Origin of the sequence: Bacillus cereus group sp. BfR-BA-01349 (assembly GCF_022663795.1) — a bacterium.
Classification (GTDB): domain Bacteria; phylum Bacillota; class Bacilli; order Bacillales; family Bacillaceae_G; genus Bacillus_A; species Bacillus_A cereus.
This window is the reverse complement of record NZ_JAKUGE010000033.1, coordinates 16,647-43,240: the sequence shown is the minus strand read 5'-3', so window position 1 is coordinate 43,240 and position 26,594 is coordinate 16,647. Positions and strand designations below refer to the sequence as shown.

Genomic DNA, 26,594 nt, shown 5'->3' with positions numbered 1-26,594 from the left:
ACCACTTTCTATAAATACACGAGTTCTAATTAATCATTAGGTATCGTTTTCATACAATCCTCGTGAGGTACTTCTTATTTATAATTTATGAAAAGCGTTTCAGGTCAAGAAATAATTAAAAATAAAATCCAAAGCTTTTCTTTTTAAAAAGCTTTGGATTTTAAACTATGAATTATAACTAATGTATTTTGTCTCACACATGTACACATTTTTTTCTTCAGTTGGGATATATACTTTAAACTTTTCTAACCGTTTTCCATAGACATGAATCGTAATAACGCTTTCATTTTTGCTAATTTCAAGAATATGACAATCCGCTGGTGGAATTACTTTATCTGTTTCTCCTTCTCCCAAATAAAGATTTCCTGTATGTGTTAAATAAACAAGTGAATTTCCAAGTTGTTTCGTTTGTATAAAGTTCTGCACCATAATCCTTCCTGAAAAAACGCCTTCTACTCCCCATGTGCCGTCATGATCATGTAAAGGTGTAGATTGTCCATCTTTCCATACGAGAGCTAGTACTTCAAAACGTTTGAGCGGATCTTCATACAATAAATGTCGTGCATATTGAGTCAAATTGGCCTTCTGTTTATCTAACGGAAGCCATGTTTTCTTTTCTAAAAGTTCTTCTAGTAACTTTTCAATGCCACACACTATTTCTTCTTCAAATAAACCGTTTTCCATAAGATCTGTAACACCTTTAATAAACTTTTGAAATGATTTACTTCCATTACAAGTCAACATAAGAATCCTCCTCTACGTTTTATACAATTCCATATTAAGGTGATTACCGAAAACTCACAATTGAGAAACAAAAAACAAGATGCAAATGTATGCACCTTGTTAAGATTTTTATTTAGCTTTCAAACGAATAGGTAAGTATTTTAATGTTTGTTCATTTTCCAATATACATTTTTCTAAACAGAAAGATGGAGATAGCTCTATTTTTTCAAAAGCATTTATAAAGGTAGTTAATGCAATCTCAGCCTCTAAACGTGCAAGTGGTGCTCCTAAGCAAAAGTGAGGACCTTTCCCAAAGGTTAAATGCTTTTCATTTCCTGTTCGATGTACATTAAATTGAGAGGCTTGTGAAAATTTTTTCTCGTCTAAATTCGCTGCACTAACCCACGCAACAATCATCTGATCCTTTTTCATTAAAGAACCAAATATATTTGTATCCTCTGTAATCCTCCGGGCTAATGTAACAGGAAAGCGATAGCGTAATACTTCCTCAATCGCTTTTGAAATTAAGTTAGGTTCTTTTCTTAACTCTTCATAAATTCCAGGTGAATCTACTAAAAAGCAATAAAAGCTATTAATAATTAAATTTGTAGTGGTTTCATTCCCAGCCGCTAGTAAACCTAATGAAAAGGTTACAATTTCTTCATCGGTTAATCTTTCGCCTTCATATTCAGCTCGAATTAAATCAGAAATGATATCATCGGTTAAATGATATCTCTTTTCCTGAACAATCGGTAGAAGGTATGCTTTGAATTCATTTAATGCTATCCCTTTCTCAGCATCCAGATCATTAAACTTTTCTTTACTATACGGCATAAATAAAATATCAGACCATTCTTTAATTTTTTTACGATCTGTTGTTGGGACTCCTAATAAATCAGAAATAACGGTAACAGGTAAAGGTGCAGCAAACTGTTCAACGATATTAACTTCACTACATTTTTCGATATGTTGTACAAGTTCATCTGCGATAACCTGTATTCGAGGTTTCCACTGTTCTAAACTTCTTGGAGTAAATGCCTTAGAAACAATGGAACGTACATTGCGATGTTCTGGTGGATCTGTAGAGTTTATATTTATTCTAGTTTCTAAAGGAGGGATTGAGAATTGTCTGCGCTCCCTTCTACTTGAAAATAAGCGATAATCTGATAAAACACGATTTACATCATCATATAAAAAAACATTCCATACATCTTGCTCTTCATCATAATGAACTGGGTGATTATCCCTCATCAAACGATACCATTCATATGGATTCCATAATTCTTCTTTTGTTTTCAGCTTTGAAATTTCATGAACTAAAATAACATTTTCAGGTGAAGCCATAGTTCTTTCCTCCCTTTTCTTTTACAATAAAAGTGATAGGTCGGCAGTTCAAAGTTGTATAAACTATCATATGTTATTTTAACATATACTAAAGGGGATTTTTCATTAGAGAACTTGAGAAATATATAAGGGGGATTTTTATGTACGTTGACATTTTACTACTAGCAGAATTAACGACCGGACCAAAACATGGATATGAAATCAAAAAAAATGTTCAAAATCGTTTAGGTGAGAATTTTGAATTAAATCACAACATGCTTTACCCTGCCCTTCGTCGCTTTGAAAATATGGGTGCTATAACGAAAAAAATACATAAACAAGTTGGAAAACCAAACCGAAATATGTACGATATAACAGAAACAGGAGAAGAAATTTTTTCTGAAATGTTACGAGAGTTTCCCGAAAAACTTGCGACAAATAATGCAGAATTTCTTGTTCGTATCGCGCTATTTGAAAAACTTGAATATGAAGCTAGAAAAGAGATTTTGGCTGTACGTCAAAACGTACTACATAGTCAACTTACCGCTATTCAGTCTCTAGAGGTTACCTCACCCTTTATTACTGAAGTCATTGAATTTAGTAAATCACGAATTGAACATGAATTGAGTTGGATTACTTCACTTATGAAGAAAATATGAAAAAATAACAAAAAAAGCTAAAATTAATGAATGAAAATGATATTTATTATCAATACTATCATTAATAAAAGGGCAACCACGATTTGGCTACCCTTAAAGAATTTACACTTCTGGATCGAATGTTTTGCAATCTGTTTCTTCCGTTGTAGATGCATGTTTACCTTTATGACTTACTACGTAAATTGCCTCTGCACTACATTTATTACCGTTCGCCCAAAATTTACAGTTGTTTACTTCACATAAAACGTCTTGTGCCATAGTATCACACCTCCTTGTTCTATTATCATTAACAAAATTCGGAGGTATGATACTATTTGTCATCCGTTTTTCATTCCCTTTTTAGCTTTCTTAATGGTTCAATATCTCCGCGTACAATAGCATCAATATTTCCAGTTATTTTTTCAATATCAAAATGCCACCATTGAATTTGCAATAATTCTTGAATTATTTCATTTGAAAATCTCTCTTTTATTTTATTTGCAGGGTTTCCACCAACAATTGTATATGGTGCGACGTCTCTAGTCACAACAGATTTAGCTGCAATGATTGCACCATCCCCTATTTTTATTCCGGGCATAATTGTTGTATCCATACCAATCCAAACGTCATTTCCTATAACTGTATCACCTTTATAAGGTAAATCAGACAAACTAGGTGTATACTTCTCCCACCCATTTCCAAATATATTAAATGGATATGCCGAAAATCCATCCATCCGATGATTGGCTCCGTTCATAATAAAGTTAACTCCAGATGCAATACAACAAAACTTTCCAATAGTAAGGCGATCTCCAAGAAATTCATAATGATGTAATACTCGATCTTCAAATGTTTCTCCATCTTTCGCATCATAATAAGAATAGTCACCAACAAGTATATTAGGTTTTGTTATTATATTTTTTATAAATTGAACGTTTGGATTGCCTTCAATAGGGTATTTAACATTTGGATTAGGATTCATTTTGTATAGCACTTCCTTTACCACTTATTTCACTTTCTACCGCTATTACTGGCTTTAAATTGTATATAGGTAAAATAAACAATAATCCAATTATAAAAAGTAAAGCCGTCCCTTCATACATCATACTTAATGAAAACATCTCTTTTAATGAGCCAGCTATACTCATCGTTACTACCATTGAACCGGTAAAAAGCGGACTTAAAATACCATTTACACGACCTATAAAATCGGTATCGCTATTTTGAATAATAAGCGTATTAATACCAATTTGGATACAAGGAAGAGCTAAACCACTAAAAAGCTGCGCTGTAAGTGTCACCCATAAATTTGTAGAATATCCTATAATGCCAATACCAATTGCTTGACCAAGCATACCGATAATTAACATCTTTTGCGGAGCAACGTTTTTCGCAAATACCATTGCTAATGCTCCGCCAACAATCATTCCCGCACCATTTACTGTTAGTAGCCACTGTAAACTCTCTTTTGATAATCCTAACTGCTTAGTCACAATAAATATACCTAATGGCTGAATTAATCCTATACCTAGTCCTGCAGCCATAAAACAAAGCCCTAGCAAAGTTAATGCTTTTTTCTTTTTGACATACTTAATACCATCCTTCATCTCCTGCAACAGAGTGATATCCTTCTTTTCTACGTCGTTTTCAAGATCTTTCGGAAGGAATAACAATACAACTGCCGCAAGTAAAAACGAAATACCTGTTATGATGATTGAAATATAAATTCCAAAACTATGAAAGATAAATGTCCCTAGTATTGGTCCTAATACCATAAATATTGCAAATATCGTTTGATATATAGACATTGCTAATTGAATTTGTTCCGTTGATAAATGTTGTTTAAACAACTTCATTCCAGATGGTTGTGAAAACTGTGAAAGGATTGCAGAGATGAGTGTCACAAAAAACACAATTTTCCACGTTCCAAACATAAGCGTAATTAATACAACGAATACTGAAATGGAACTTAACGTTTCACACCATATCATTGTCTTCTTTGGCTTCCACCTATCAGCAAAAGTACCGCCAATAAATGAAAAAATAAAAATTGGAGCGAATTCAGCAACTGAAATCATCGAAATAGCAAAAGCATCACCTTTTGTCATTTCCATTACATATAGTAATACCGCAAAGTTTCGAACCCATATTCCTATTTGTAAAAATAATGCTGATGCTAAAATCCCTTGAACAAACCGATTTTTTAATACTTGTGATACCCCATTGTTTTGTTTCGTTACTACATTTGTCGACATAAAAAAGCCTCCTATTTCATGTTCTGAACAGGAGGCAGCACAAATCATATAAAAAGACTATATATTCGCAGAGCGATATACATCCCTTTTCTATAAATGTACAGACTAACCCTATTCAGAAGAATATTTCGTTTTTTAACGAAGATCTCTTACAAATAGAATTAGTTGATCATTGGGATGTTTTCACCCTTCCGTTTCGAATTTAAATAACACATACATACTCTATGTAAATCATTTTCGATGTATGCATGTCTCCTTTTAACTATTCTAGAAAGTTAAAGGCAATTCCTCTAAAGAACGCATTAAATAGTTACCTTGCCATTTAATTTCTTCACGATCGCCTTTTATTTGTAGTTCAGGCATTCGATTAAACAAAGTAGTAATAGCAATCTTTGCTTCTAACCTCGCAAGTGGAGCGCCTAAGCAGAAATGACTACCATGACCAAAGGCAATATGACGGTTGTTCTCCCGTGTAATATCAAATATTTCTGGATTTTCAAATACAGTTTCATCACGGTTTGCAGAAGCTAAGGCAATGACAACCATATCTCCTTTTTCGATTGTTTGGTCGTGAATTTGAAAAGGTTCCGCTGCCCATCTTGCAGTTGTAACCTCAACTGGAGAATAATAACGCAATCCTTCCTCAATAGCCGAATCAATTAGTTTTGGATTATCTTTTAATAACTGTAATTGATTTGGATTTTCAAGAAGTGCTAATACCGTATTTGTAATTAAATTCACTGTCGTCTCGTGTCCTGCTACAATTAATAGCATTATCATTGAATATAGTTCCCGAGCGCTAAGTTTATGTCCTTCACTCTCTGCAAGTATTAAAGCACTCACTAAGTCTTCTTTTGGCTCTTTTCGTTTAATATCAACTAAATATTGAAGATATGTAATAAACTCAGATAGTTGTTTTTCGGTCTCTTTTATTTCTTCAGGTGTTTCTGGTGATGCAATAACAGCATGAGACCAAATTCTAAATTTCGCTTGATCTTCTTTTGGAATACCGAGCATCTCACTTATTACAATAATCGGTAATGGAAATGAATAATCATCCACAAGATTTAATGTACCTTTTCGCTCTATATCACTTATCAAATCATCTGCTATTCTCTCAATTCTTTTGTCTAATTGTGCAATCATCTTCGGTGTAAAAGCTTTTTGAACTAAAGATCGTAAACGACTGTGGTTAGGTGGATCTGAATTTAACATATGTGTTGTTAAGTGGTCACTATTATCAACGGAAAGATACATGTTCTTTATATCTTGAGAAAACACATTTGTCCAATCTTTTTTTTAAACGATTATCTTTTAAAAGTGGCAGAGCATCTTCATATCTAGTAATGAGCCATTCTTTACCGATTTCAACTTGGTTTACAAATAATATAGGTTGTTTTTTTCGCGATTCTTTATAAATTTCATACGCATCTTCTTTAAACTGAGCTGAAGCTAAATTAATGCCATCCTCTATGCTTAACCCAACTTTGTTTTTCATTGACATTGTATTCCCTCACTCTCATTTGTTTTTGAAAACCAACCCAACATATGCATTATACTCTAATAAAAACGTGAAAATTGTAAATTTTTAATCAAAATCTTACTTCGTATATTGAAAAATAAAAAAGTGAGAGAGTAAAATCGTTTCACTCTCCCACTTCTCTTTATGCGAAGCACATAAAATTACTAATTTGTTGATAGCGATAACTTACTTTACGACGACGACCACCTTGCCACGTGTAACCTGACACTCCATTTCTTCTCACTTCAGTCGGAAAAAACCATAAGTCCCTTCCGAAAGGACCAGGACGATGTAAGCGTAAATAGCCCCATCTTCCTAGACAGTTACACATCCATGATTTCATATTACCTGATTGAGCCGGAGAAGCAAATGTAGACGGTAACGACGGCGCCTGTGACGGTGGTGGTGACGTTGGAGCATCTTCCGCATCATCTGGTCTGTAATCTTCTTGTTCAATATCTCTCACTTCATTTGTAGGTTCATACCCGTAGTCATGTGGATTATAATACATCGCTTGATCATATGGATAATTTTGTTGGTTATACATATTAACAAATCACCTTCTTTTCATTCATTACCTTTACCATTCATATGTGATATGCCCTCTCTGGGAAGCTTATGTATAGCCCAAATTCAACTTAAAAAGCTCGTATTATTAAAAATACGAGCCTTTCAAAAATAGAATGTGTTTATTATTTCCTTAACTTCACACTATAAAAACGCATTTCATCTAACAAACCTTCAAATTCAAATACTTCTTGTTTAATTAATTGTTTCAAACGATATTCTAAGAAAGTATCTCCAACCAATTGTTCAACAAGACCAAGTGCTTCACCAATTACTCTAGGAGCTTTGAGGAACTCTCGATCAGCACCCACACTTTTCGCGCATTCAATTATAAATTGATCAAAATAATCTTCCTGTACAGAATGCACTTCATTTTCTTTCCACACTCTTAAACATTCTATGCTTTCCGATAATCTATCCCACTCATTTTCAAACTTCATGCGCTTCTCTTCAGTTAAATAAGGTAGCTTTATAAAACTTTTTTGGAATAGAGCTAAACTTTCAGGTGGTAATTCTCCCGTTCCACGAATATCATACTCTTGTTTTAATATTTCTCTACTTGCTTCAGACGTATTAATAACTCGAATGTTTTTCTTATCCTTTAATTGTGCCATTACAAAACTTAGGCCTACATGTTCATGTGCATTATCAGCCGTCCAAATTGTAATAGGCGTTTCAACAGGAATAGTATGTAGTTCTTCTATAGTTGCTATAAATCTTGATAAATATTCTTCTTCAAAATAACTATCATAAGCTGTTAAGTTATTTATTAACCACTTCTGTCTTGCTAGTTGCCCCTCATTCGTATGCAACCTATATATCGGTCCAATTGAAAAGAATTCCGAAAAAGCAACAACACTCTCTTCAAATAATTCTTCTTGACTTAACATATATTTTAAGCAACCAGCCGTTGAATCATCAAAAGCAATATGTACGTGCATACTTTCTTTTACATTCCTTTTATAAGTAGGATTACTTGTTAATTGTTTCGGAATATCCATCAAATTTTTAATTGTATCTTCAGTATAGTTTTCTTCTAATAAGTTTAACTGTATGAGAATACTTTGAAGTAAATCTTTAGCCTCATCTTCGTACATATCCTCTACAGCATTTTTAATTTTATCTATCACACAAATCCCTCTATTCAATTCAAAAATAACGTAGATTATAGTGTATCATTTTAGTATAGTTCTTTAAAGTTAAATCCAGATTACTACAGCAATCTGGATTTTCAACAAAAGCTCTCCTTATATTTTTGAATTACTAAATATTGCCACTTTGAAAATCCTTGTATCTAAATGTATAATTATATAAAAACAAAAATATAGGAGCTATATTTATGGATAAAGTACTTACAAATTATAAACATTACTTAAAAAATTGGAGATTTATATTTATTTGCATACTACCTGCTATTGCCTTATTCGTTACTTCCGATGTCATCTTTGAACTACTGTTTCATCAAAATTTCTACTTATCTAACTTAATTTCTGCTATCATATTATTTTTAATATTTATTAACGTTAAAGATAAATTTAAAATTAAAGGCTAAAAAACACTATTTCAAAATAGCTATTTATTATTGCATCCTACTATAAAATAAGGCTCGTAGTAGATTTTCATAAAAAATAAGAGCACCCTGCAATTGGATGCTCTTATGTGATTAGAGGTTTTTTCTGAGTATTAAGTAGGACACGAAGATCTTGTCCTACTTAATACTATATGCTTGTACTTATTATTTCGTGCATATATTAAGCACCATGTTCAGGTACTTAATATATGCATAGTCATTGCTAAAAAATCTACTCAAATATTCACTGTACAATTTCATATTTATAAATTAAAAAACATCCCCAATGGATGTTTTTTATCTAACATTTTAAGCTTCCATAAACTTAGCCGGTACACCAATTTTTTCAACTACAGAAGATATATTAGTAGGATTAATCATTACATTTTCAATACATACTAATTTATTTTCTAATATCCCATTCTCTGTAGTAATAAGTTCTTCAAACCGATCTAAAGTCATTGAGAATTTATGTTCACTTCCACCATTCATACTAACTTTTACATACTTCATAGTGTCACCGCCTTTCATAATAATTTACATTTCGACAAGAAGGCGCTTACATCCTTTTTATTTACTCTTAGATTTCTCACGTTTACATATATGTTGAGAAAAGAAACTACTATTATTCACTCACAAAATTATTGCTAATAAGAAAGATAAAGATAAAAATGCACAAAGTGGAATATATAAACCCGTATCCATTCTTGCAAAGTGCGTATCTTTTTGTCGTTTAAAGATACCAAAATAGTTAAACTCACCAATTACTCTAATAGAAAAGACAATCATACAAATCCAGGAATCGACTTGAATAATAACATTAGGAACTGCAAAATGAACAATATTTGCTTGTTGCAACAAAATTATTGCTGCCATACTTAATAATAATGCAATGAACAATGTCATTCCGGTGCGAGGTGTAAACGCCTTTTCCCCTGATTTAGTTGGAATAACACTATTTGTCCCCCAATTACCTCCGAAAGCCCAATATACATGTAAAAAGCTAACTAAGAATAATATACAAGCAGATATATATGTAATGATAAGCATTTTATCCTCCCCTTATTTTAGTTCCTATCTATAAAATATGCTATTCCCCTCCGCAATAGCAACCTTCATTTCATTACATAAAAAAACCGTAATGATTTATCAATATTAAGATAAGTCATTACGGGGTTATTAAACTTCATTATGCATTATACCTATTTCTTCGGCGTTCCATCCTTGTTTGACCTTGAACTGCATTTTCTTTGTATGGATTTATTTGCTCTGTCATTTCATATGTTGCAACTGGTTCTTCGTACTTATACTCATGGATTTTTTCTGGCATTTTACTTTTAGATTCTTTCCCACCAAACTTAAATAGTTTCATCCTTAATTTCGGTAATCTTGGAAGACGAATCTTAAATGATAATCTTTTGCGTTTCTTTTTTGGTCCAAGTAGATTTATATTTTCTTTATTATTATCTTTCTCTTTGCGGTGAATGAACATCGCAAGTAATCCTCCTATTACAAGTCCTCCAATTAATAGTAATATATATACATAATGGCTTGTCATTAAACTCGTTATGCGTTCAAGTATGACTAACGACTGTACTTCTTTTATATCCCATAGTAAAGCGGCCCATAATGAGAATAAGCCCAAAAGTAAGTCCATATGTACGAAAACGGAATAAACATGGAATTAACGCGACACATGCAGCAATTTTCGCATTTGCTATGATTGAGCTTGTTGAAATATCCTGATGCCAAATAACTAACAGTAATGTTATAAATGGCGCATACGCTATCCAACTGCATATACGTGAATACATCTTTTTAGCAAAATAACTACCGAAACTAGTAAAAAATAAAAGCCCTCCAATATATATAGATTGTTCTAGAGGGATTTGCTTTGTAAGTCCTGCAATTGGAAAGAGGCCGCTCAGTAGCATTAAGAGCACATCTAATTTCTTCACAATTCCCCATTCCTTTCAAATTTTTTCAATTAATAAAAATCGTTTTTCCATATGAAATAGTTTTTGTATTTCTAAAAAACATATTAATCCTGTCTGCACATAAAGTAAATATGTAAACGAAAAGATACTTGACAAAGGATATCCTTATTTACATAAAAAAATGACAAATCCTGATCGATATAACGAGCAGGATTTGTTTACTAGTATTTAAAGTAGAATAATTGAATCTTTCTTTTCTACTTTTACTACATCTACATCCAATTCATCATCAAATTCTTTAAACTCTCTTGCATCTATGTCAGTAATATAACTCTTTATTACCTTTTCCATATGCATGGAATATGTCATGTGTACATTCTTTTTCGAAAGCATACTAGAATTACAGCACATGTAATGTATCATTTTAGCGATATAATCCCTTTCTACAGGTTTTACACCTAATGGTAGAATTTCAAGTATATATCGCTGAAAAATCCCACTACAATTAAGTGAATATTCACCAGTGCTATAATACATCCCTTTTTGATCTGCATATAAGCCAATGCTATCTAAAGCATCATCACATTCTATTAAACCGTAACTTGGTACATCAAAACCTGTATTTATTCTAATAATATTTAAATTTGGAACCTTTAACACCTCTGGAACAATTTCAGGTAAAATATCTGTATTAATTTCTTTATTTTGTAACTCTTTTATCCAATACCTTCTCAAATTTGCATCTACAATGAAATAAACTTGTTCATTTTGTTCTTTTGCATATTGTACAATTTCCATTAATGTTTCGGAAACATATTGTTTAAAAAGAGCTCCCATATCATTTCTCTTTGATGGTTGTGGTAAAAATGCATTATGTTTATTTATATTTAATAATACGTAATCAATCGTTTGCCATTCTGTATTCCCATATAATTTATATAAAATTTCTTTTCCTTTTATTTTTGAAAGAATAGGTAAGAAATCAAATTTCGATATTCGTTCAATTGATAAATTAACATATATACAAGGTAAATTTATCTTATTCCAACTACGCTTCAAAAATCCTTTTTGCCCTAATAAACTAAAAACACTATTTACAATTGTTTTACGAGATACACTTTGGCCTATAAATAAATTAATAAATGTTGAAATACGGTTTGCTCGTGCAAATCCCTCTCTAATGATTTGTTTTGGATCAATTTTTTCTCGTCCATCACAATTTTTCAATGCGATTAATGCTAATGTCGCATCACTGCGCTCGCCCGCGGTAGCATAGACAGCTTTCGTAACATCATCTACAAGATTTGTTTTATATTTTTGGCAATATTGCATTTTATATGGATTTTGTAACACCTTTTCAATATTGTATCTCACAATCTTTAATAACACTGGAAAATCTGTATTCAAAACATAAGAATTTTCACCAACTTTAGTCAAAACAATTTGACTCTCAAGTAATGCTTGTTCTATTTCCAGCACTATATTTTCAGACCAAACTTCTAATGTTAATGTCTCTAATCCTTTTGGTGCAAATAAAGGAAATAATTCATTTTTGTTATTTGTTGCTATCTTTTTACATTCTGGAAGTATTGTGAAATAAGAGAATTTACGCTGAAATTCTTTAAATAAATACTCTCTTTCCTTTACTTTTATACCCGGTTCTATTTTAGTACCTTGAACTTTATAAATTCTCTCATTGTATGGAAATAACACCCTTTTATTTTCCCCTACAATATAATCTTTCGGATATTGGAGAATATGGTCTAAATCCACCTCTCCCCCTATTTGAAAATCATCTTTTAAATTTCTAAATATTTTAATCCATTTCATACCGGTTGTAGCTTGTTGTATTTTTAGTTTTACAAACCGTATTTTTTTATTATTTGACGCAAACTCTGAGGTAGAAATCAATATCATGCCTCGTTTCCGTCTTAAAAGTAAAGTAATATCTGGATGATTATATTCTTGATAAAATCTCCGAATCCCTATTGAAATATTTAATAATGGAGCGTTCTCACCACCACGGGTTATGCATTGGAATCGATATACATAGGAGAAAAAATCTTGTGTTTTTTCATCTTTTATCGGCTCTGACATCGCCTCACAAATATTTTGTGATCTAAGAGGAGAAAAATAGATTTCTTCTTCATTTGTATTTTCTAAATATATAGGACGCTCACAAAAAATATGTGAGATTAAAGCGGGTACCCACTTAGAATACGTTTCATTATCATGTAGTACTGGCAAATTAGAAATCAAATCGGATTGCCATTCATATTTTGGTGGTTCTACTAATCTATTTGGCTTCCAATCATGAATAATCTCATACCAACTTTGAAAAATATAATCGAGTTGCTCTTGTTTAATAGGTTCTTTTGATACAATCCATGGTATATTTTCATTTAATACGTACGGATTATGCTGAATAAACAATATATCCGAAAACATATCATATAATCTTTTATTCAAACGTTTCAACTTACTCGTTAATAAAAACGTCTTATAATGTATCTCTACGATGTCCAGCCATTCAATAGGAAAGTATATAAATGATACCTCTTCATTTAAAAGGGGTTCTACTATATTTTCAAATGTTAACAGCCTTAATTTTTTCATAAAATGATTCCTTTCTTCGATTGTCTTGATTATCAAAAAGCTAGAACAATAATTACTTAATCTAATTCATTTAAACGAAGTATTTAAAAGAAAAGTAAAAACTATTTATCTAAACAAAACATTATCAAAATGACTCTTTTAAAAATTAAAAGTAATTATCATATACAGCCCCTTACATTTATATTTTAATACATTTGAATTATACAATTTACTTGGTATATTGTACTTATCATTTACAATAAATTTACAAAAAACTAAAAAACACCTTAAATCGGTGCTCTCTTTACAAATATTAAGCGTTATGTGACTGAACATATAGATAACAGTAATGCTCCAAATGAAATTGCTCCTAGTAAACCTACTACAAATCCTGTTAAACAAATACAATCAGCGAGACAAATAGAAGACTGCGATAATGGAACGAATGACCTACTTGTACCCGACCCATATTGTTTTATTTTTTCATAATTCATATCTAACATTAAATGTAGACATGTTACACCATCCTCAATAGTATGTAGAGATTCTTTTTCTAATCGCTCCAATAATTTACTATCAAAAGAAACTGATAGAGGATACTGCTTATCTAATTTCATATTTTCATAAATTAGTTGCAAACGAGATAACATATTGTTTTTCTTCTTTTCAGATGTTACTGTACATTTCATATTATTAAATTCATTTAATAACAGTGATAATTCATCTCTTTTTCCGTATAAATCTTTAGCTATTTTTCTCTTTAGTTTATACGAATGGAAAATAGATTTTAGTTCAACCATATTCATACACTTCCTAATTACATATTATTTACCCAATTATTTTATAGATAAACAGTACTTTTTAATCTTATTTAAAATACACTCAAGCAACTTATTTTACTATCGATTAACATTACATTAACCTTACACGGTTGTAATAAAATCATTAGCTAGAAGGAAGCAATGCCCAAACTAGACAGATATTTAATGATAAAACCATAAGAAAAAAACAATGATTAGATTTTAAATCTAGTCATTGCTTTATCCATCACATCTTGATTACATCTATATATCTTATTGTTACTCTTTTACTTGAATGATTGAATATATCCATGAATAATGGCTATATTCTTTGTCGGCACGTACATATATAACTAATGTTTTTTAATTGATAAAGTGAAAATTTAATCAGCTCTCACCAATCGGGATTTTATGGGCAGTCCGCCACCTAACTTCTCTTTGCTCTCACTGAATTTTTTTGGGGATGTTACTACCCGCAACTAGCAAGATAGATGTTATCAATATTCATACGTTACAATAGTACCGGTAGTATCAGTAAAACCATCAAAACAGTTAGAGCAACCACCACAGCCGCCACAACCTCCGCAACCTCCACAACCAAAACAACCGAAGCAACCAATACAACGGAAGCCACCACAACGGAAGCCGCCACAACGACCACAACCGCCACAGCGACGAGCAGCATCTTCAATATAGTAATACGGATATTGGTTTTGCTGGTCCCAATAGACAATATTTCCAGACCGGTAATCATTAAGGCTTAACGCTTGTAGTTCTTGTTGAAACTGATTCATTTTCATAACCTCCGTTTATAAAATACAACCTCATCAATACTTCCCTATATTCCTGTTCGTTACATCTAAGTAGAAATAGCGCTATAAACTAAGTTCAATACGTACACCAACAAAGTATGACTTATCACTAGATGATGCACCTTGTTCATATACCTATTTTTACTATGGGCTCATTTTTATAAAGTGAAAATTTAATCAGTGGGGTTTTGTTCATCCCCTACCTAACTTCTTTGCTTCCGCTGAATTTTGAGGTGGGGGGCTTACTGCCCGGCAAATAGCGAGATAAATAAAAATTAAAAAATATGAATTCTAGCGTCATATCTTCATACTTACTAAGTTCAATTAATTTCTCAATAATTATGATCCATATCCTATATATTTCCGTCTGCTGCTTAGATTTTTCTGTACTGTAAATGGCTTTCGCTATAACACCTCCAAGTGACTAGTTTCTATGAGGTTAAGAAATTCCAACAAAAAAAGCCCTAATTAGGGCTTTTCATTCTATTTCTCCAGCAAATCTCTATATGAAATTGCTAATTGAAAAAAGACACATTTAGATTGATGCGTCTTTTTTTGATGCCTCTTTTGTGAAATCATATAAAGCAATTGCGCCTAAAAGAACAAGTATCCCTTGAGGAACATCTAGCAAAATAGTTTTCCAAATTTCTGGAATTACCCATTTAATATCTGCTGCTGTTTCAAGATATGTTTGGAAATAGCTGATTGTAAAATTAATTATCCCTAAAAATACAAATAACGATAAACCAAATCGAATTAATTTCTTATTTGTAAACATATAACACCTCTCAAAATTCATTGGATATTCCTGCTTTTGGTTCTTTATATTCCTATATCTATATATCTAATTTTAACACATAAAGAACTCAAAAAGATACAATATGCATATTTGCATATTGTATGAACAGCATTCCATGATGATTTAGCAATTCCCGTAAAGAAAAAGCAAATCCATTACAATTAACAGAGCCGGTTTCTTTTCTTATTTAACTTCATACCACCAATCTTTACGTTTTTTGAATGTAAAATAAATGTGGCAGAAATTTATCCAGTTAATTCGTAGACAATTAAATTAGCTAACTTATCGATATTCTATTTCGCCATATCCGTAGCACTAATGACTTTACACAAATTTGACAAGAAAAAATATATAGATAGGTATGATCCACACCTATCTATAACATTACTTCTATTCTTTATCCAATTACGTCTTTTACGTCTGTATCCACTGGCCACTTTTCTAATGTATAAGCCATTTCCCAAAATGAATATTCATATTGACTGCTAATAATAAAATGCTGTTTCATACGCTTGCGGTCTGCCTCTGTTACTTTTTCAGCAATAGTATCTAACCGTGTAATTTGTTCTTCAACTAGCGTACGGAACCAATCAGATCCATAAGCAGAAATCCATTCGTTATAAATTGCCTCTTCCGGCTGGCACTCTTTTAAGCGTTCACCAATTTCATAATACAACCAATAGCAAGGTGAAATTGCTGCAATAATATCTCCTAAATGCCCTTCATACGCAGCACGATACATATGTGAAGTATACGCATATGCAGTTGGCGCAGGAATAAAATTATCTTTTTCTTCTTTTGTTATCCCTAGCTTTTTAGCAAAATTCTCATGTAAAGATAACTCTGCTTCATATGTATTTTGAGCATGATGTGCCATACGAGCTGTCGTCTCTAATTCAAGAGCTTTTGCAGCTCCTAAAGTTTGTACTCTAGCAAAATGGCTCAAATAATATGAATCTTGAAGCACATAATAACGAAAACTAGCTAAATCTAACGTTCCTTCGCCAAGTTTTTTTACAAAAGGATGGTTAAAACTCGCTTCCCAAATTGAATCTACTTCTTTACGTAATGATTGTGAAAAAGTCATTTAAATCCCTCCAATAATATATAAAATATAACTATTTATCCACAATTATTAAAGCTGTAAAATAAAAAAACTTTCTTTACAGGCGTAAAGAAAGTGAAATTGACAGTATTTATTTACTCATTAAATAGCAACGTCTTTCCCACTTCCCTACGCTGGCATTAACCAGATCAGGTACTAAGAGTCTCAAAATCACATTTGATCTCAGCCTATAAAAGGCCCCCCTAGTAGATAAATATTTTGTTTTTATAATGTATTCATCATAGCATACTTCGTGAAACTGTCAAAAAATTAGTTATATAATTCCCTTAAAACCCTTCTTCTTTTCTAACTTTTAATGATGTTTCAATAATCATATCTAATAGTTTGCTATAACTAATTCCCGCTGTTTCTGCACTTTTTGGCAATAAACTTGATTGTGTCATCCCTGGTAATGTATTAATTTCCATTACATATGGAATTCCGTCCTTCACCATCATATCAACTCTTGCATAAACACTACATTTTAATGCTTTATAACAAGCAAGTGACGCTTTATTTACACGTTCATTAATTTCTGCTGGAAGTTCGATAACTTCCTCAACTGTACTAGTATCATCATATTTTGCATTGTAGTCAAAGAACTCGGCTGCATGTCGAATTGAAACTATAGGTAACTGTTTTCCATCCAGAATTGAACATGTAATTTCATCACCTTTTATATACTTCTCAATTACTACTTCAGAATCCCATTCGAATACAGTTTCTAGCATTGAGATCAATTCATTTTTATTATAAACGATTTTCACTCCGACACTCGATCCGCCAGAGTTTGGTTTTACTACTAATGGAAATCCTAACTTATCTAACTCATCAAGATTTAGATCCTCCATTTTTGTAAGTTCAATCCAATCTGGTGTTTCTACACCTTCATAACGTAAAATCTTTTTCGAAATATTTTTATCCATACATATACTGCTAGATAACATATTACTTCCGCTATAAGGAATTCCTAAACTCTCCAGTGTTCCTTGAACTGTCCCATCTTCTCCGTATTTTCCGTGTAACGCGAGCAACGCAAAGTCAATGTCTTTCGCTTTTTCAATTAAATCCACTTTTTCATTTAATGTAATTGGAACTATTTCATACTTATTTTTATCTAAATGAGCAATCATTTCATTCCCCGTCATAATTGAAACTTGTTTTTCAGACGATACCCCGCCCATAATAACACCGATTTTCATTTTCTCAACTCCAAATTTCATTTTTTATTGTATCACCAATTATTTTAATTCCCCGAACTATTTCTTCTTCTTTCAAGCGCGAAAACCCTAATCGGAAAGTGTTCGCTCCTTCTCCATCAGAGTAAAAAACATCTCCAGGTGAAAACGTAACGCCTTTCTCATAACACTTTTGTAAAAGTGTGCGGGCATTCATATGCTCTTCTAGTTCTATAAATAAATGAAGTCCACCATCTCCAGTCATTCTTTTGAAATGAATGTACTGGTTACATGCCCCGACAGCTAACTCATATTTTTTCTTATAAACAGATCTTGCCTTTTTTAAATATTTCTCAAAATATCCCTCATGTAAATATTGAAACAGAACAGCTTGATCTAACGTAGATGTGTGGATCGTTCTTGCTCTTTTTACGCTTTCTAAATAATGAATCAGCTCTTTATCTGCAATAATCCAGCCTACACGTAAACCAGGGAAAAGTACCTTTGAAAAGCTACTAATATAAATCACATTATTGCCAGCTCCAGCAAAAGTTAATAATGGAGCTAAATGTGAACCTGAATAACGTAATTCTTCATTAAATCCGTCCTCTATAATAGGAACCTTGTATTTTGAGAATAACCTCATCAATTCCGTCCTTTTCTCTGAACTCGTAACAATACCAGTTGGATTATGATAAGAAGGAATTAAATAAGCAAAATCAAAATCTTTTTCACGCAAACTTTTTTCAACTTCATTCGTATCAATACCATCCTCATGCATATCAATCCCATGAACTTCAAGTCCATGTAAACGGAAAAGCTTAAGTGCAGCGTGGTGAGTTGGATTCTCACAAATGACACGCCCGGATTTTTTTGATAAAGAAGAGAGTACAATATCCAATCCTTCTGTAAATCCATTTGTAATTAGAATATCTTTATTCGAAATGTCTACACCTTTCATTTCCATGTAATGAAGTAAATAATTCATTAACGGTCTATATCCCTTTGCATATCCGTAGTTCAATACGATGTCTCCTTCAATGGACATACGAGTAAGAAAAGCTCTTTTGAAATTTTCAACATCAAATAGCTTCTCATCCGGGGCTATACTATTAAAAACAATCATTCCTTTTTCCCAACGAACACCATGTTTCATTAAATCTAATTCATCCGCTAATGCGGTCACTGTATTAAGTTTATTTTTCCAATCTATTTCAACAGACGAAGTGTTAGATATATCCACCTTCGCAACAAAGTTCCCTTTTCCTTTAACTGCATAAATGAGTCCTTCTTGCTCTAAATCTGCATAAGCAGCGAGTACAGTGTTTCTACTCACACTTAGTAATTCACTTAGTTCCCTTGTTGATGGGATTTTTTGATCCCCGAGCAAATGCCCTTTCATAATCATCTTCTTCAAATAATCTTTCAATTGAATATAAACGGGACGATCTTTAACAACTTTAAAATCCTTAAACAATTCCTTACCCCCTGCAATCATTTTTGCATATTTATTTCATTCTCAAAAGGTCCACGACATATGTATTTTTTATAAAGGGCGGTACGGTCTTACAAATCTTTTCGATATAAGTTAATTACATCTTTTAAAGCTGCAGCTGCAGCGCCTCGTGGATTAGAAGCCCCACCAATTGTAGTAACTTGTCCCATCGTATCTGTAAAGAACGTAATTCCTTTTTCGGTCCCATTTACTTTTGCTAACGGATGATTTTTTTCTATTTCGCACGGTTCAACATTTAAATTGACATTGCCCCCCTCATCCTTATATGTTGATGCTATTAATTTAATAATTTTATGTTGTTCCTTAGCATTTCTAATTTGCTGTTTTGTAACGTGCTCGATTCCTTTTATATGTATATCAGTAAGTGTTTTCTCTGTTCCCATTAAGCTGTTTGTCAAAAGTAACAATTTACACGCACTATCTGAACCACTTATATCTAATATAGGGTTTGTCTCAGCAATTCCTTTATCTTGTGCTTCTTTCAGTGCTTCTTCAAATATCACATCTTCCTCATACATTTTCGTAAGAATATAATTAGTTGTTCCATTTAATATTCCTTCTATTTTTTCAATACTGCAACCCGCTAAACTAAATTGTCCGATATCTAGGGTCGGTAGTGCAGCGGCTGTTGCACCGCTATATCGAATTCGTACATTTGCGCCTCTTGCTGCTTCATTTATTTCTCTCCAGTTTGTAACGAGCGCCCCTTTAGAAATTGCTACTATATCCATCTGTTTCTCCATCGCTTGTTTCATATATTGTTTCCCTGGATTTCCATCTTTAAGATTTGTAACTGTTGATTCTACCAATACAGTACCACTTATGCTAGTTGTTGCACGTTCCTTCGGATGATACTCTAAATATTTTTCAATTGCAGCGGTACCGCCACCATACATCAATAAATGATGAAGTGATAAGCCGTCTTCATTATGTATCGCAATATTTCTCCCTAATACGCCACTTACAACTAATTGAATCCCATATGTTTCATATATATATGAATATTTTTCATTTAATAATTTTATAAACTCTCTACCTACTGTTCCGTATCCTGATAATACAACTTGAATTTTCATAATATCCCCCCATATTTTTCTACCAAATCCCTCTTTCAATATAATATAAAGCGCTCTCGAATTCCATCGAGAGCGCTTTATTATTACCTATTTCGGTAAACGTGATAGCTTTTCAGCAATTGTTCTATAAAACTCTTGAATGCTAGAAAAACCTAATGAGTCTGAAACACTTAATCCTACCATATCGAGATGATCCCAATTCGCTTTCGTTTCGATATGATTCCATTTTCCAATCTGTAATGACTCATTATTATTTACAGCAACATTAGAAGAGGGTGCAATCATAGAATTTGTATTTACTACACCATCATTTTGCCACCAAGAAGTATCAACTAACGGACGGTTTTCTTCATATCTCGCATAAGAACCTAAGAAAAATGCATTTCCCATTAACACTTTATTCATCGTTATATGAGGCAAATGTAAACCTGTTATAGGTGCTGCTTGTGATGCATGCCCACTATAGGATAAGTAATACACATCTGGTTGCGTCTTTACCCAATTATTTAACTCCTTTGCACCATCTGTACTTAAATCCCATTGACTTATATCTTTTGTATTTTTCCAAAGTGAACTATTTAGAATACGATTACTATATTGGAAAAAGGACTCTCCAGCATTTTTCTTTATACCCCATTGATCCAATTTAAAATCATATAATGATAAATTATTGTTTCCTCCAAAGCTTGCAGCTGTAATGAGTAAATCTTTAACGAACGGCAGTAGAAGACTACCATCCGCAAGTGTTGTACCGTTGTGAGGGGTTGCTAATGTTGTAACACTATGAACATATGATTTTCCGCCTTCAAATAGTGGTGATATTTTGGTGTCTGGGTGATTTTTTACATAATTCTTTTCTTCAAAACTACCTTCTTTTAATAGCTGTACTAATGTTCTAATCGTTTGTCCACCCATGCTATGTCCAACTAAATGAACTTTATTTGTTTCACTCCAATTCGGCGCAAAACCACTATAAGTTCTGCCAAAACGATTATGTCCATGTTTCTCAGCATGTACTGCACCATAGTCTACTGTCCCACCGCTAATTTGTGCATACAATTCACATGCACGATCCCAGTTACTAGAAACAGGTCCAACAGCTGCGGTATGTTATGATAGGATAATTATTTTGTTGCCTCTCTTCAGCGTATGATATTTTCGCTGCGAATGAACATACGGTCACTAATGCGAAAAAACATATTTTTAAAAATAACTTCCCCATACTTTCTCCCCCTAATAAAACGTTTACATTTTTCTTTTTTAAAAAATAACAGAATACTTTAATAACTTAAACATAATGTAAAGTATTTTATATACGTTGTATATATAGAAAACATATACAGATGTTGATAAATATTAATTCAAATAAACATTTACTTTTTACAATACAACTTGTAAATCTGTTTATTAGAATTTATAATTAAATATAGTTTCCTCATGTTAAAAAGATTTAAAAACCATAAGAAAACTAATCTCATTGCTTGAAAAGGAGGAAAAAAGCATGCAAATCGGATCAAATATTCATACATTATCTCAACCTACTAAAATAACTCCATCTACTCTTGAGCATAATACTATCTCTTCTACTAAACTTGAAAGTAAGAAAGTAAATGATCCTATCAAGTTCGATATTCGTTCATCCGAAAAAGAAATGAAACAGCCTGAACATAAATTTAATGAATTAGATTTATGGAAGATGTTAAAGGATAAAGGTGTTCCTTTATGGATTATACTTGAAATGCTACAAAAGGCTCGTAAAGAAAAAGAAGCACAAAATAATTCAGTTCAAAATTCAAATGCGATTGAAGAAACGAGTGAGACTCGATTAAATGAAGTAATGTAAAGCATAATAATTGATTTGTCTATAAACTAAAAAGAGTTCGAAGCTGATGAAATTTTTATCAACTTCGAACTCTTTTTTAAGGTTTTTCGCCAATCGTTACAAAGTGAAAAGATACTTCTCCTTCCAAACCTTTAATTAACTTTTTTACTTTGACATTTTCATTAACCAATGTATTATCTGTCGACATTTTAGGTTTTTCGTCACCTAGTGATTTTTTCAAATGAAGAAGATGCATTTTCATTTGCCTTTATTTCTTTATAAACACTATTTTTTGCTACAATCATATACCATTCCGTTGAATATTTACGATTGTTACCTATCCAAGCATCACTATCGTATGTAACAGGAATCTCTTCCTCTCCTATTTTAATACTTTTCATAGTCTTATTGTCTTCACTTGTAAATAATAGCGCCCCTTCTTTTGGGAATTTCGGTAACGTATCTATAATATAATTGGAGCCATTATCTTGTTTTCGAAAAAGTTTTTCTTTAATCAATGCTTGTGCTGTAGATTCATTTAAAATTAAGACATTTCCATTTCCAACTTCCCCTTTTTTCACAGAAAACACTTCATTTTCTTCCGTAATTTCCTGATAACGATTAATAATTGGTGAAATATTATTTTCATCTCCAATAATTAATACACCGTTTGCAGGAAATGGATTTTCCTTTTTAGAACATGCACTAAAACTTATTAATAGTAGTATCGTTAACATAAAAATAGTTAAAGTTCTTTTCATCTCGTTTCCTTTCATCATACAGTTCATTTTTCTACATACTTTATTGTAGTCTTACAAGCTAATAAATTCTATTGCTCCATAACCTTATAAAGCTTTTGCAGATAACGCCAACGGGTTATAAAGAAATATAAAACTTGTATACATATAAATGAAATTAAAATAACGATAGAGCTATTTATGATAGAAAAATCGACTAATTGCTGTAATGCTATATAAGCGACTACAGTATGAATCACTGCAACGACAATTGGTAAAAAGAACATTAATAATAACTGTCTCGTTACAACTTTTTTTAACTCACCTTTACTTAATCCCATTTTCGAAATCATTTTATATTGCTGCTGATCGCGATCCAAATCTGTATATAATCGGAAATAAATAAAACTAGCAGCAAATGTAAAGAAGACGATTCCGACTAAAATACTTACCATAAGTAATAAACCATTCTTTTGCTTTGCTTCCAACAAGTTTAATGTTAAAGCTTCAAAGTAGAAATCTCTGTCCCTAAGATCTTTATCAAATATACTCTTTAATTGATTGGAAATCTCTTTCGTTTTTATCCAATCATCTACAACAAATCCGTAAGTACGATATGGAATTTCTTTATTAACTGGGTCACTAGTAAGAGGCATTCCATCATATACCTGATCTTGAACAGCGATATAAATAGTTCTAGAATCGTGTGGTAAAACTAAATTTTCTACAGCTTTTTTCACATGAAATGTCTTTGTCCAGTCACCTTGAATGACTTCTATATTCTTTTTATACTCGCCATTTTTAAATTCTTGTTTTTGTGATACGACTCCAGGAATTAATAAAATTTCATCTTCTTTTTCAATTGTTTCTTGTTGATAGCCTAGTGCTTTAGCAAGATCGTTGTATTCACTTAACTTCATTACATTTACGCCATTTTCTGTGTATATATATGAAGATGAAGCCATTCGATACGGAATATTAGCATCAGAAAGGTGCTTTTTTATAATAGAAAGATTTTTATTCAATACTTTGTCATTTTCAAAACTTCCATACAAAAATGTATACGGATTTGTCATCCTTACCAAATCCCTATTTCCAATTGCGTCTGTTGTACCAATTGCTGTAAATGCAACTGCTGAAACAATAGATACTATAAAAAACATCGTTGCATTATCTTTCATACGGTAAATTAATTCAGAAAATGTTAATATATTTGTTCTCTTTAAAAAGAAAGATTCTCTCCTTTTAGCAAGGCGCAATATATACACGCTACACTGTGTATATAAAAAGTACGTTCCTATAATTACTAGGAGCACACCTATTCCAAGCGTAATAAAATTGGTACTTGGTATGAAGCGAAATACTGAAAAATATCCATACCCTATACTAATTAAAGAAAGTAGCGATAATAAAACTGAAGATTTCGGTTCAGGTTTTGGCTTTTCCTCTGCTCGAATAAGTTCCACAAGTTCCGTTACTTTTATCATTTTAAATGTAAATAATGAAACAATTAAAAACAAGAAAAGAAATGTGATAACTGTTAATAATACAGCCCGCACTGGTATATAAAAAGGTAAACCATTATTAATCATTAATACACTTGCACTTATCAATAAGACTAGTTTAGAAAATATGAGTCCAATGAAAATCCCTATACAAATTGAACCAAGTCCAATCAACATATTTTCAATTAATAATAATTTCTTAAGCTGTCTCATTGACATACCTTGCATCATTAAAACGCCAAATTCTTTCTTACGCGTTTTTAAAAACGAACTAACTGAATATAAAATGAAGAAAAATGAAAATACAAAAATCAATCCTTGCGAAACTGAAAATCCCAATGTACCAAATGCACTTATTGTTGCACTTGTCGATTTCAACTCACCTTGTAAATCAGGATGAAATAATAAAAGAGCATACGTAAAGAAAATCATAATAGAAAATGCACTACTTAAAAAATGGGCAGCATATGTACGCTTATTACGAAAAATATTATTAAATGCGAACTGACGAAAAGTCATGCCTTTTCCCTCCTAACAAAGAAAGGACATCCATAATCTTTTGATAAAAGGCTTGTCTGCTTTCACCACAATAAATTTCGTTATATAGTTGACCATCTTTAATAAAGATTACTCGGCTGCAAAAGCTCGCTGCATACGGATCATGTGTAACTAACATCATCGTTGCTTTTTCTTCTTTATTTAGAGTATCCAGCATCTCCATTACATCATTTGAAGATTTAGAGTCCAAGTTCCCTGTTGGTTCATCTGCAAGTAATAATTGCGGCTTATGAACAATCGCACGAGCGATTGCTGTCCTTTGAGCTTGTCCCCCTGATATTTCAAACGTTCTTTTATTCAATATATCTGTAATATTTAACTTCTCTGCAATCTCTTCCAATCGCTTGTTCATTTCTTGCACGGAAACACCATCTAAAGTCATCGGCAATACGATGTTTTCTTTTACAGTAAGTGTGCTAAGAAGATTAAATGATTGAAAAACAAATCCTAATTGTTTTCTGCGGAATAACGCTAATTCTTCTGATGATAATTGAAAAGGATTTGTGTCATTAATAAATATTTCTCCCGATGATGGAGAATCAATAGTAGATACCATATTTAATAACGTTGTTTTTCCGCTACCTGATGGACCCATAATTCCTACAAATTCACCTTCTTGAATTGATAAATCAATATCTACTAATGCTTTATAAGGTACTTTCCCTTTATATACTTTACTAATACTTTTTGCATGTAAAATTTCCATGTATATTCTCCCTTCATTTCCACTGCTCACTATAAAGTGTAAATGAATTGTCTTACAGCTCATATTGATTCATCTTTCATTTACCTTACACGCTTGTGAGATTTCTAAAAAAACTGACAACATAATTATTTCAAACTAAAATTAACGCATAACTATCTTATAATAATTGTATAGTAGTAGGAAATATAATGTATAATAAATCTTTATTATATAAATGAGAAAAGACCGATTGCTATCGGTCTTTTACTACCAAACGTTATATTTTTATCCACTCAGATTTTCTCAATATATAATGATTATATATTTGATTTTCTATCCTCTGTTGGCTCTTATAAATAAACCCGCATTTTTCAATAACTTTATTTGATGCTACATTGTTAATTAAAGCAATTGCGTTAAGGACATTTAAATTTGTTTCTTTAAACAAATAGTCAATTAAACCTTTAGTCGCTTTTGTAGCATGGCCATGATTTTGATATTCATTTGAGATAGCATACATTACCTCTCTGTTTGGTGAAGGGAGTTCTTCTTTCATACCTGTGCAGCACCATCCAATGAGTTCATTTGTAGCTTTCTTAAATATTCCTAGCTTTAACATATAATTATCTATGTTATTCGTAGTTTTCACTGCATCAAGAAATGCTTTGTTTGCTGGTATTTCATAATCTGCAATCCAATCCACCCTTTGTTCTTTCGTTGATTTCCAGTCTGGTAAAAATTTTGCTATTTCCGGTTGATTTGCTATTTTATAAATACTCTCTGCATCTTTGACCGTAAACTCTTGCAAGTATATATCTCCACAATCTATTTTAAATAACTTAGTGAATCTCTCTTCTCCCATGTTAATCCC

At 32.0% G+C, this 26,594-nt stretch carries 23 protein-coding genes, 4 pseudogenes and 1 riboswitch; of the genes and pseudogenes, 3 read left to right on the top strand and 24 right to left on the bottom strand.

The genetic code is table 11. From position 1 onward, the window contains the following. Positions 1–165: 165 nt before the first annotated feature. The gene (locus MR169_RS18350; protein ID WP_000954437.1) at positions 166–744 is read right to left on the bottom strand and encodes a cysteine dioxygenase family protein; all 579 of its coding nucleotides are present in this window, start codon (positions 742–744) and stop codon (positions 166–168) included. A gap of 108 nt (positions 745–852) precedes the next feature. Next, positions 853–2,067, bottom strand: coding sequence for a cytochrome P450 (locus MR169_RS18345; protein ID WP_000168022.1), 1,215 nt, complete (start codon positions 2,065–2,067; stop codon positions 853–855). 140 nt (positions 2,068–2,207) lie between these two features. Between MR169_RS18345 and MR169_RS18340 the strand changes: the two genes are divergently transcribed. Next, a complete protein-coding gene (locus MR169_RS18340) occupies positions 2,208–2,705 on the top strand; it encodes a PadR family transcriptional regulator (protein WP_000289120.1) in 498 nt (165 codons plus the stop codon). A gap of 102 nt (positions 2,706–2,807) precedes the next feature. Here the strand turns inward: MR169_RS18340 and MR169_RS18335 are convergent, their stop codons facing one another. From MR169_RS18335 to MR169_RS18310, 6 genes and pseudogenes are all read right to left on the bottom strand, one after another. After that, complete coding sequence (locus tag MR169_RS18335) at positions 2,808–2,963, bottom strand: DUF1540 domain-containing protein (protein ID WP_000046095.1); 156 nt, start codon at positions 2,961–2,963, stop codon at positions 2,808–2,810. Positions 2,964–3,033: 70 nt separating this feature from the next. Then, complete coding sequence (locus MR169_RS18330; protein WP_242319806.1) at positions 3,034–3,666, bottom strand: Vat family streptogramin A O-acetyltransferase; 633 nt, start codon at positions 3,664–3,666, stop codon at positions 3,034–3,036. Next, positions 3,656–4,939: an MFS transporter gene (locus tag MR169_RS18325; RefSeq protein ID WP_242319800.1), complete on the bottom strand. Its 1,284-nt coding sequence runs from the start codon at positions 4,937–4,939 to the stop codon at positions 3,656–3,658. Before MR169_RS18325 ends, MR169_RS18330 begins: the two co-directional genes overlap by 11 nt. Positions 4,940–5,206: 267 nt before the next feature. After that, positions 5,207–6,443: pseudogene (locus tag MR169_RS18320) on the bottom strand (cytochrome P450 family protein). Positions 6,444–6,603: 160 nt separating this feature from the next. Next, the gene (locus MR169_RS18315) at positions 6,604–7,008 is read right to left on the bottom strand and encodes a hypothetical protein (protein WP_000282681.1); all 405 of its coding nucleotides are present in this window, start codon (positions 7,006–7,008) and stop codon (positions 6,604–6,606) included. A 145-nt stretch (positions 7,009–7,153) separates the two neighbouring features. Further along, positions 7,154–8,158 carry a DUF1835 domain-containing protein gene (locus MR169_RS18310; protein WP_242319799.1) on the bottom strand — a complete coding sequence of 335 codons (1,005 nt, stop codon included), beginning with the start codon at positions 8,156–8,158 and terminating at the stop codon, positions 7,154–7,156. 209 nt (positions 8,159–8,367) lie between these two features. Between MR169_RS18310 and MR169_RS18305 the strand changes: the two genes are divergently transcribed. After that, complete coding sequence (locus tag MR169_RS18305; RefSeq protein ID WP_000362070.1) at positions 8,368–8,580, top strand: hypothetical protein; 213 nt, start codon at positions 8,368–8,370, stop codon at positions 8,578–8,580. 327 nt (positions 8,581–8,907) lie between these two features. On the opposite strand, the gene MR169_RS18300 is transcribed toward MR169_RS18305, so the two are convergent. The 12 genes and pseudogenes from MR169_RS18300 to MR169_RS18245 all read right to left on the bottom strand — a co-directional run bounded on the left by MR169_RS18300 (position 8,908) and on the right by MR169_RS18245 (position 21,638). Beyond that, positions 8,908–9,111 (bottom strand): hypothetical protein, encoded by a 204-nt coding sequence (locus tag MR169_RS18300; RefSeq protein ID WP_000878369.1) that lies wholly within the window; start codon positions 9,109–9,111, stop codon positions 8,908–8,910. 120 nt (positions 9,112–9,231) lie between these two features. After that, positions 9,232–9,648 (bottom strand): DUF3995 domain-containing protein, encoded by a 417-nt coding sequence (locus tag MR169_RS18295; protein ID WP_242319798.1) that lies wholly within the window; start codon positions 9,646–9,648, stop codon positions 9,232–9,234. Positions 9,649–9,787: 139 nt separating this feature from the next. Further along, a pseudogene (locus tag MR169_RS18290) lies at positions 9,788–10,556 on the bottom strand (DUF3959 family protein). A gap of 207 nt (positions 10,557–10,763) precedes the next feature. Next, entirely contained in the window at positions 10,764–13,151 is a 2,388-nt protein-coding gene (locus tag MR169_RS18285; RefSeq protein ID WP_242319797.1) for an RNaseH domain-containing protein, read from the bottom strand. 299 nt (positions 13,152–13,450) lie between these two features. After that, on the bottom strand, positions 13,451–13,936 hold the full coding sequence (locus MR169_RS18280; protein ID WP_001999865.1) for a hypothetical protein: 486 nt from the start codon (positions 13,934–13,936) through the stop codon (positions 13,451–13,453). Between the two features lie 491 nt (positions 13,937–14,427). Further along, on the bottom strand, positions 14,428–14,724 hold the full coding sequence (locus MR169_RS18275; protein ID WP_001071370.1) for a heterocycloanthracin/sonorensin family bacteriocin: 297 nt from the start codon (positions 14,722–14,724) through the stop codon (positions 14,428–14,430). A gap of 553 nt (positions 14,725–15,277) precedes the next feature. Then, positions 15,278–15,541: a DUF3937 family protein gene (locus MR169_RS18270; RefSeq protein WP_002101034.1), complete on the bottom strand. Its 264-nt coding sequence runs from the start codon at positions 15,539–15,541 to the stop codon at positions 15,278–15,280. A gap of 397 nt (positions 15,542–15,938) precedes the next feature. Continuing rightward, on the bottom strand, positions 15,939–16,628 hold the full coding sequence (gene tenA, locus MR169_RS18265; RefSeq protein WP_242319796.1) for a thiaminase II: 690 nt from the start codon (positions 16,626–16,628) through the stop codon (positions 15,939–15,941). A 127-nt stretch (positions 16,629–16,755) separates the two neighbouring features. Continuing rightward, a riboswitch (TPP riboswitch) is annotated at positions 16,756–16,861 on the bottom strand. 72 nt (positions 16,862–16,933) lie between these two features. Then, positions 16,934–17,848, bottom strand: coding sequence for a D-alanine--D-alanine ligase (locus MR169_RS18260; protein ID WP_242319805.1), 915 nt, complete (start codon positions 17,846–17,848; stop codon positions 16,934–16,936). A gap of 4 nt (positions 17,849–17,852) precedes the next feature. Beyond that, positions 17,853–19,301: a MocR-like pyridoxine biosynthesis transcription factor PdxR gene (gene pdxR / locus MR169_RS18255; RefSeq protein ID WP_000471609.1), complete on the bottom strand. Its 1,449-nt coding sequence runs from the start codon at positions 19,299–19,301 to the stop codon at positions 17,853–17,855. A gap of 89 nt (positions 19,302–19,390) precedes the next feature. Beyond that, positions 19,391–20,416: a homoserine dehydrogenase gene (locus tag MR169_RS18250; RefSeq protein ID WP_000701767.1), complete on the bottom strand. Its 1,026-nt coding sequence runs from the start codon at positions 20,414–20,416 to the stop codon at positions 19,391–19,393. Positions 20,417–20,503: 87 nt separating this feature from the next. Beyond that, a pseudogene (locus MR169_RS18245) lies at positions 20,504–21,638 on the bottom strand (esterase/lipase family protein). A gap of 279 nt (positions 21,639–21,917) precedes the next feature. On the opposite strand from MR169_RS18245, the gene MR169_RS18240 reads away from it, so the two are divergent. Continuing rightward, the gene (locus MR169_RS18240) at positions 21,918–22,259 is read left to right on the top strand and encodes a DUF3914 domain-containing protein (protein WP_001165518.1); all 342 of its coding nucleotides are present in this window, start codon (positions 21,918–21,920) and stop codon (positions 22,257–22,259) included. Positions 22,260–22,335: 76 nt separating this feature from the next. Here MR169_RS18240 and MR169_RS18235 read toward each other — a convergent pair. The 4 genes and pseudogenes from MR169_RS18235 to MR169_RS18220 form a co-directional block, all read right to left on the bottom strand. Then, positions 22,336–22,999: pseudogene (locus tag MR169_RS18235) on the bottom strand (lipoprotein BA_5634 family protein). 68 nt (positions 23,000–23,067) lie between these two features. Continuing rightward, entirely contained in the window at positions 23,068–24,999 is a 1,932-nt protein-coding gene (locus MR169_RS18230) for an ABC transporter permease (protein WP_242319795.1), read from the bottom strand. Continuing rightward, the gene (locus MR169_RS18225) at positions 24,974–25,744 is read right to left on the bottom strand and encodes an ABC transporter ATP-binding protein (RefSeq protein WP_000404273.1); all 771 of its coding nucleotides are present in this window, start codon (positions 25,742–25,744) and stop codon (positions 24,974–24,976) included. The genes MR169_RS18230 and MR169_RS18225 overlap by 26 nt, the downstream gene beginning before the upstream one ends. A gap of 256 nt (positions 25,745–26,000) precedes the next feature. After that, on the bottom strand, positions 26,001–26,585 hold the full coding sequence (locus tag MR169_RS18220) for a GNAT family N-acetyltransferase (RefSeq protein WP_000503530.1): 585 nt from the start codon (positions 26,583–26,585) through the stop codon (positions 26,001–26,003). Positions 26,586–26,594: the final 9 nt, after the last annotated feature.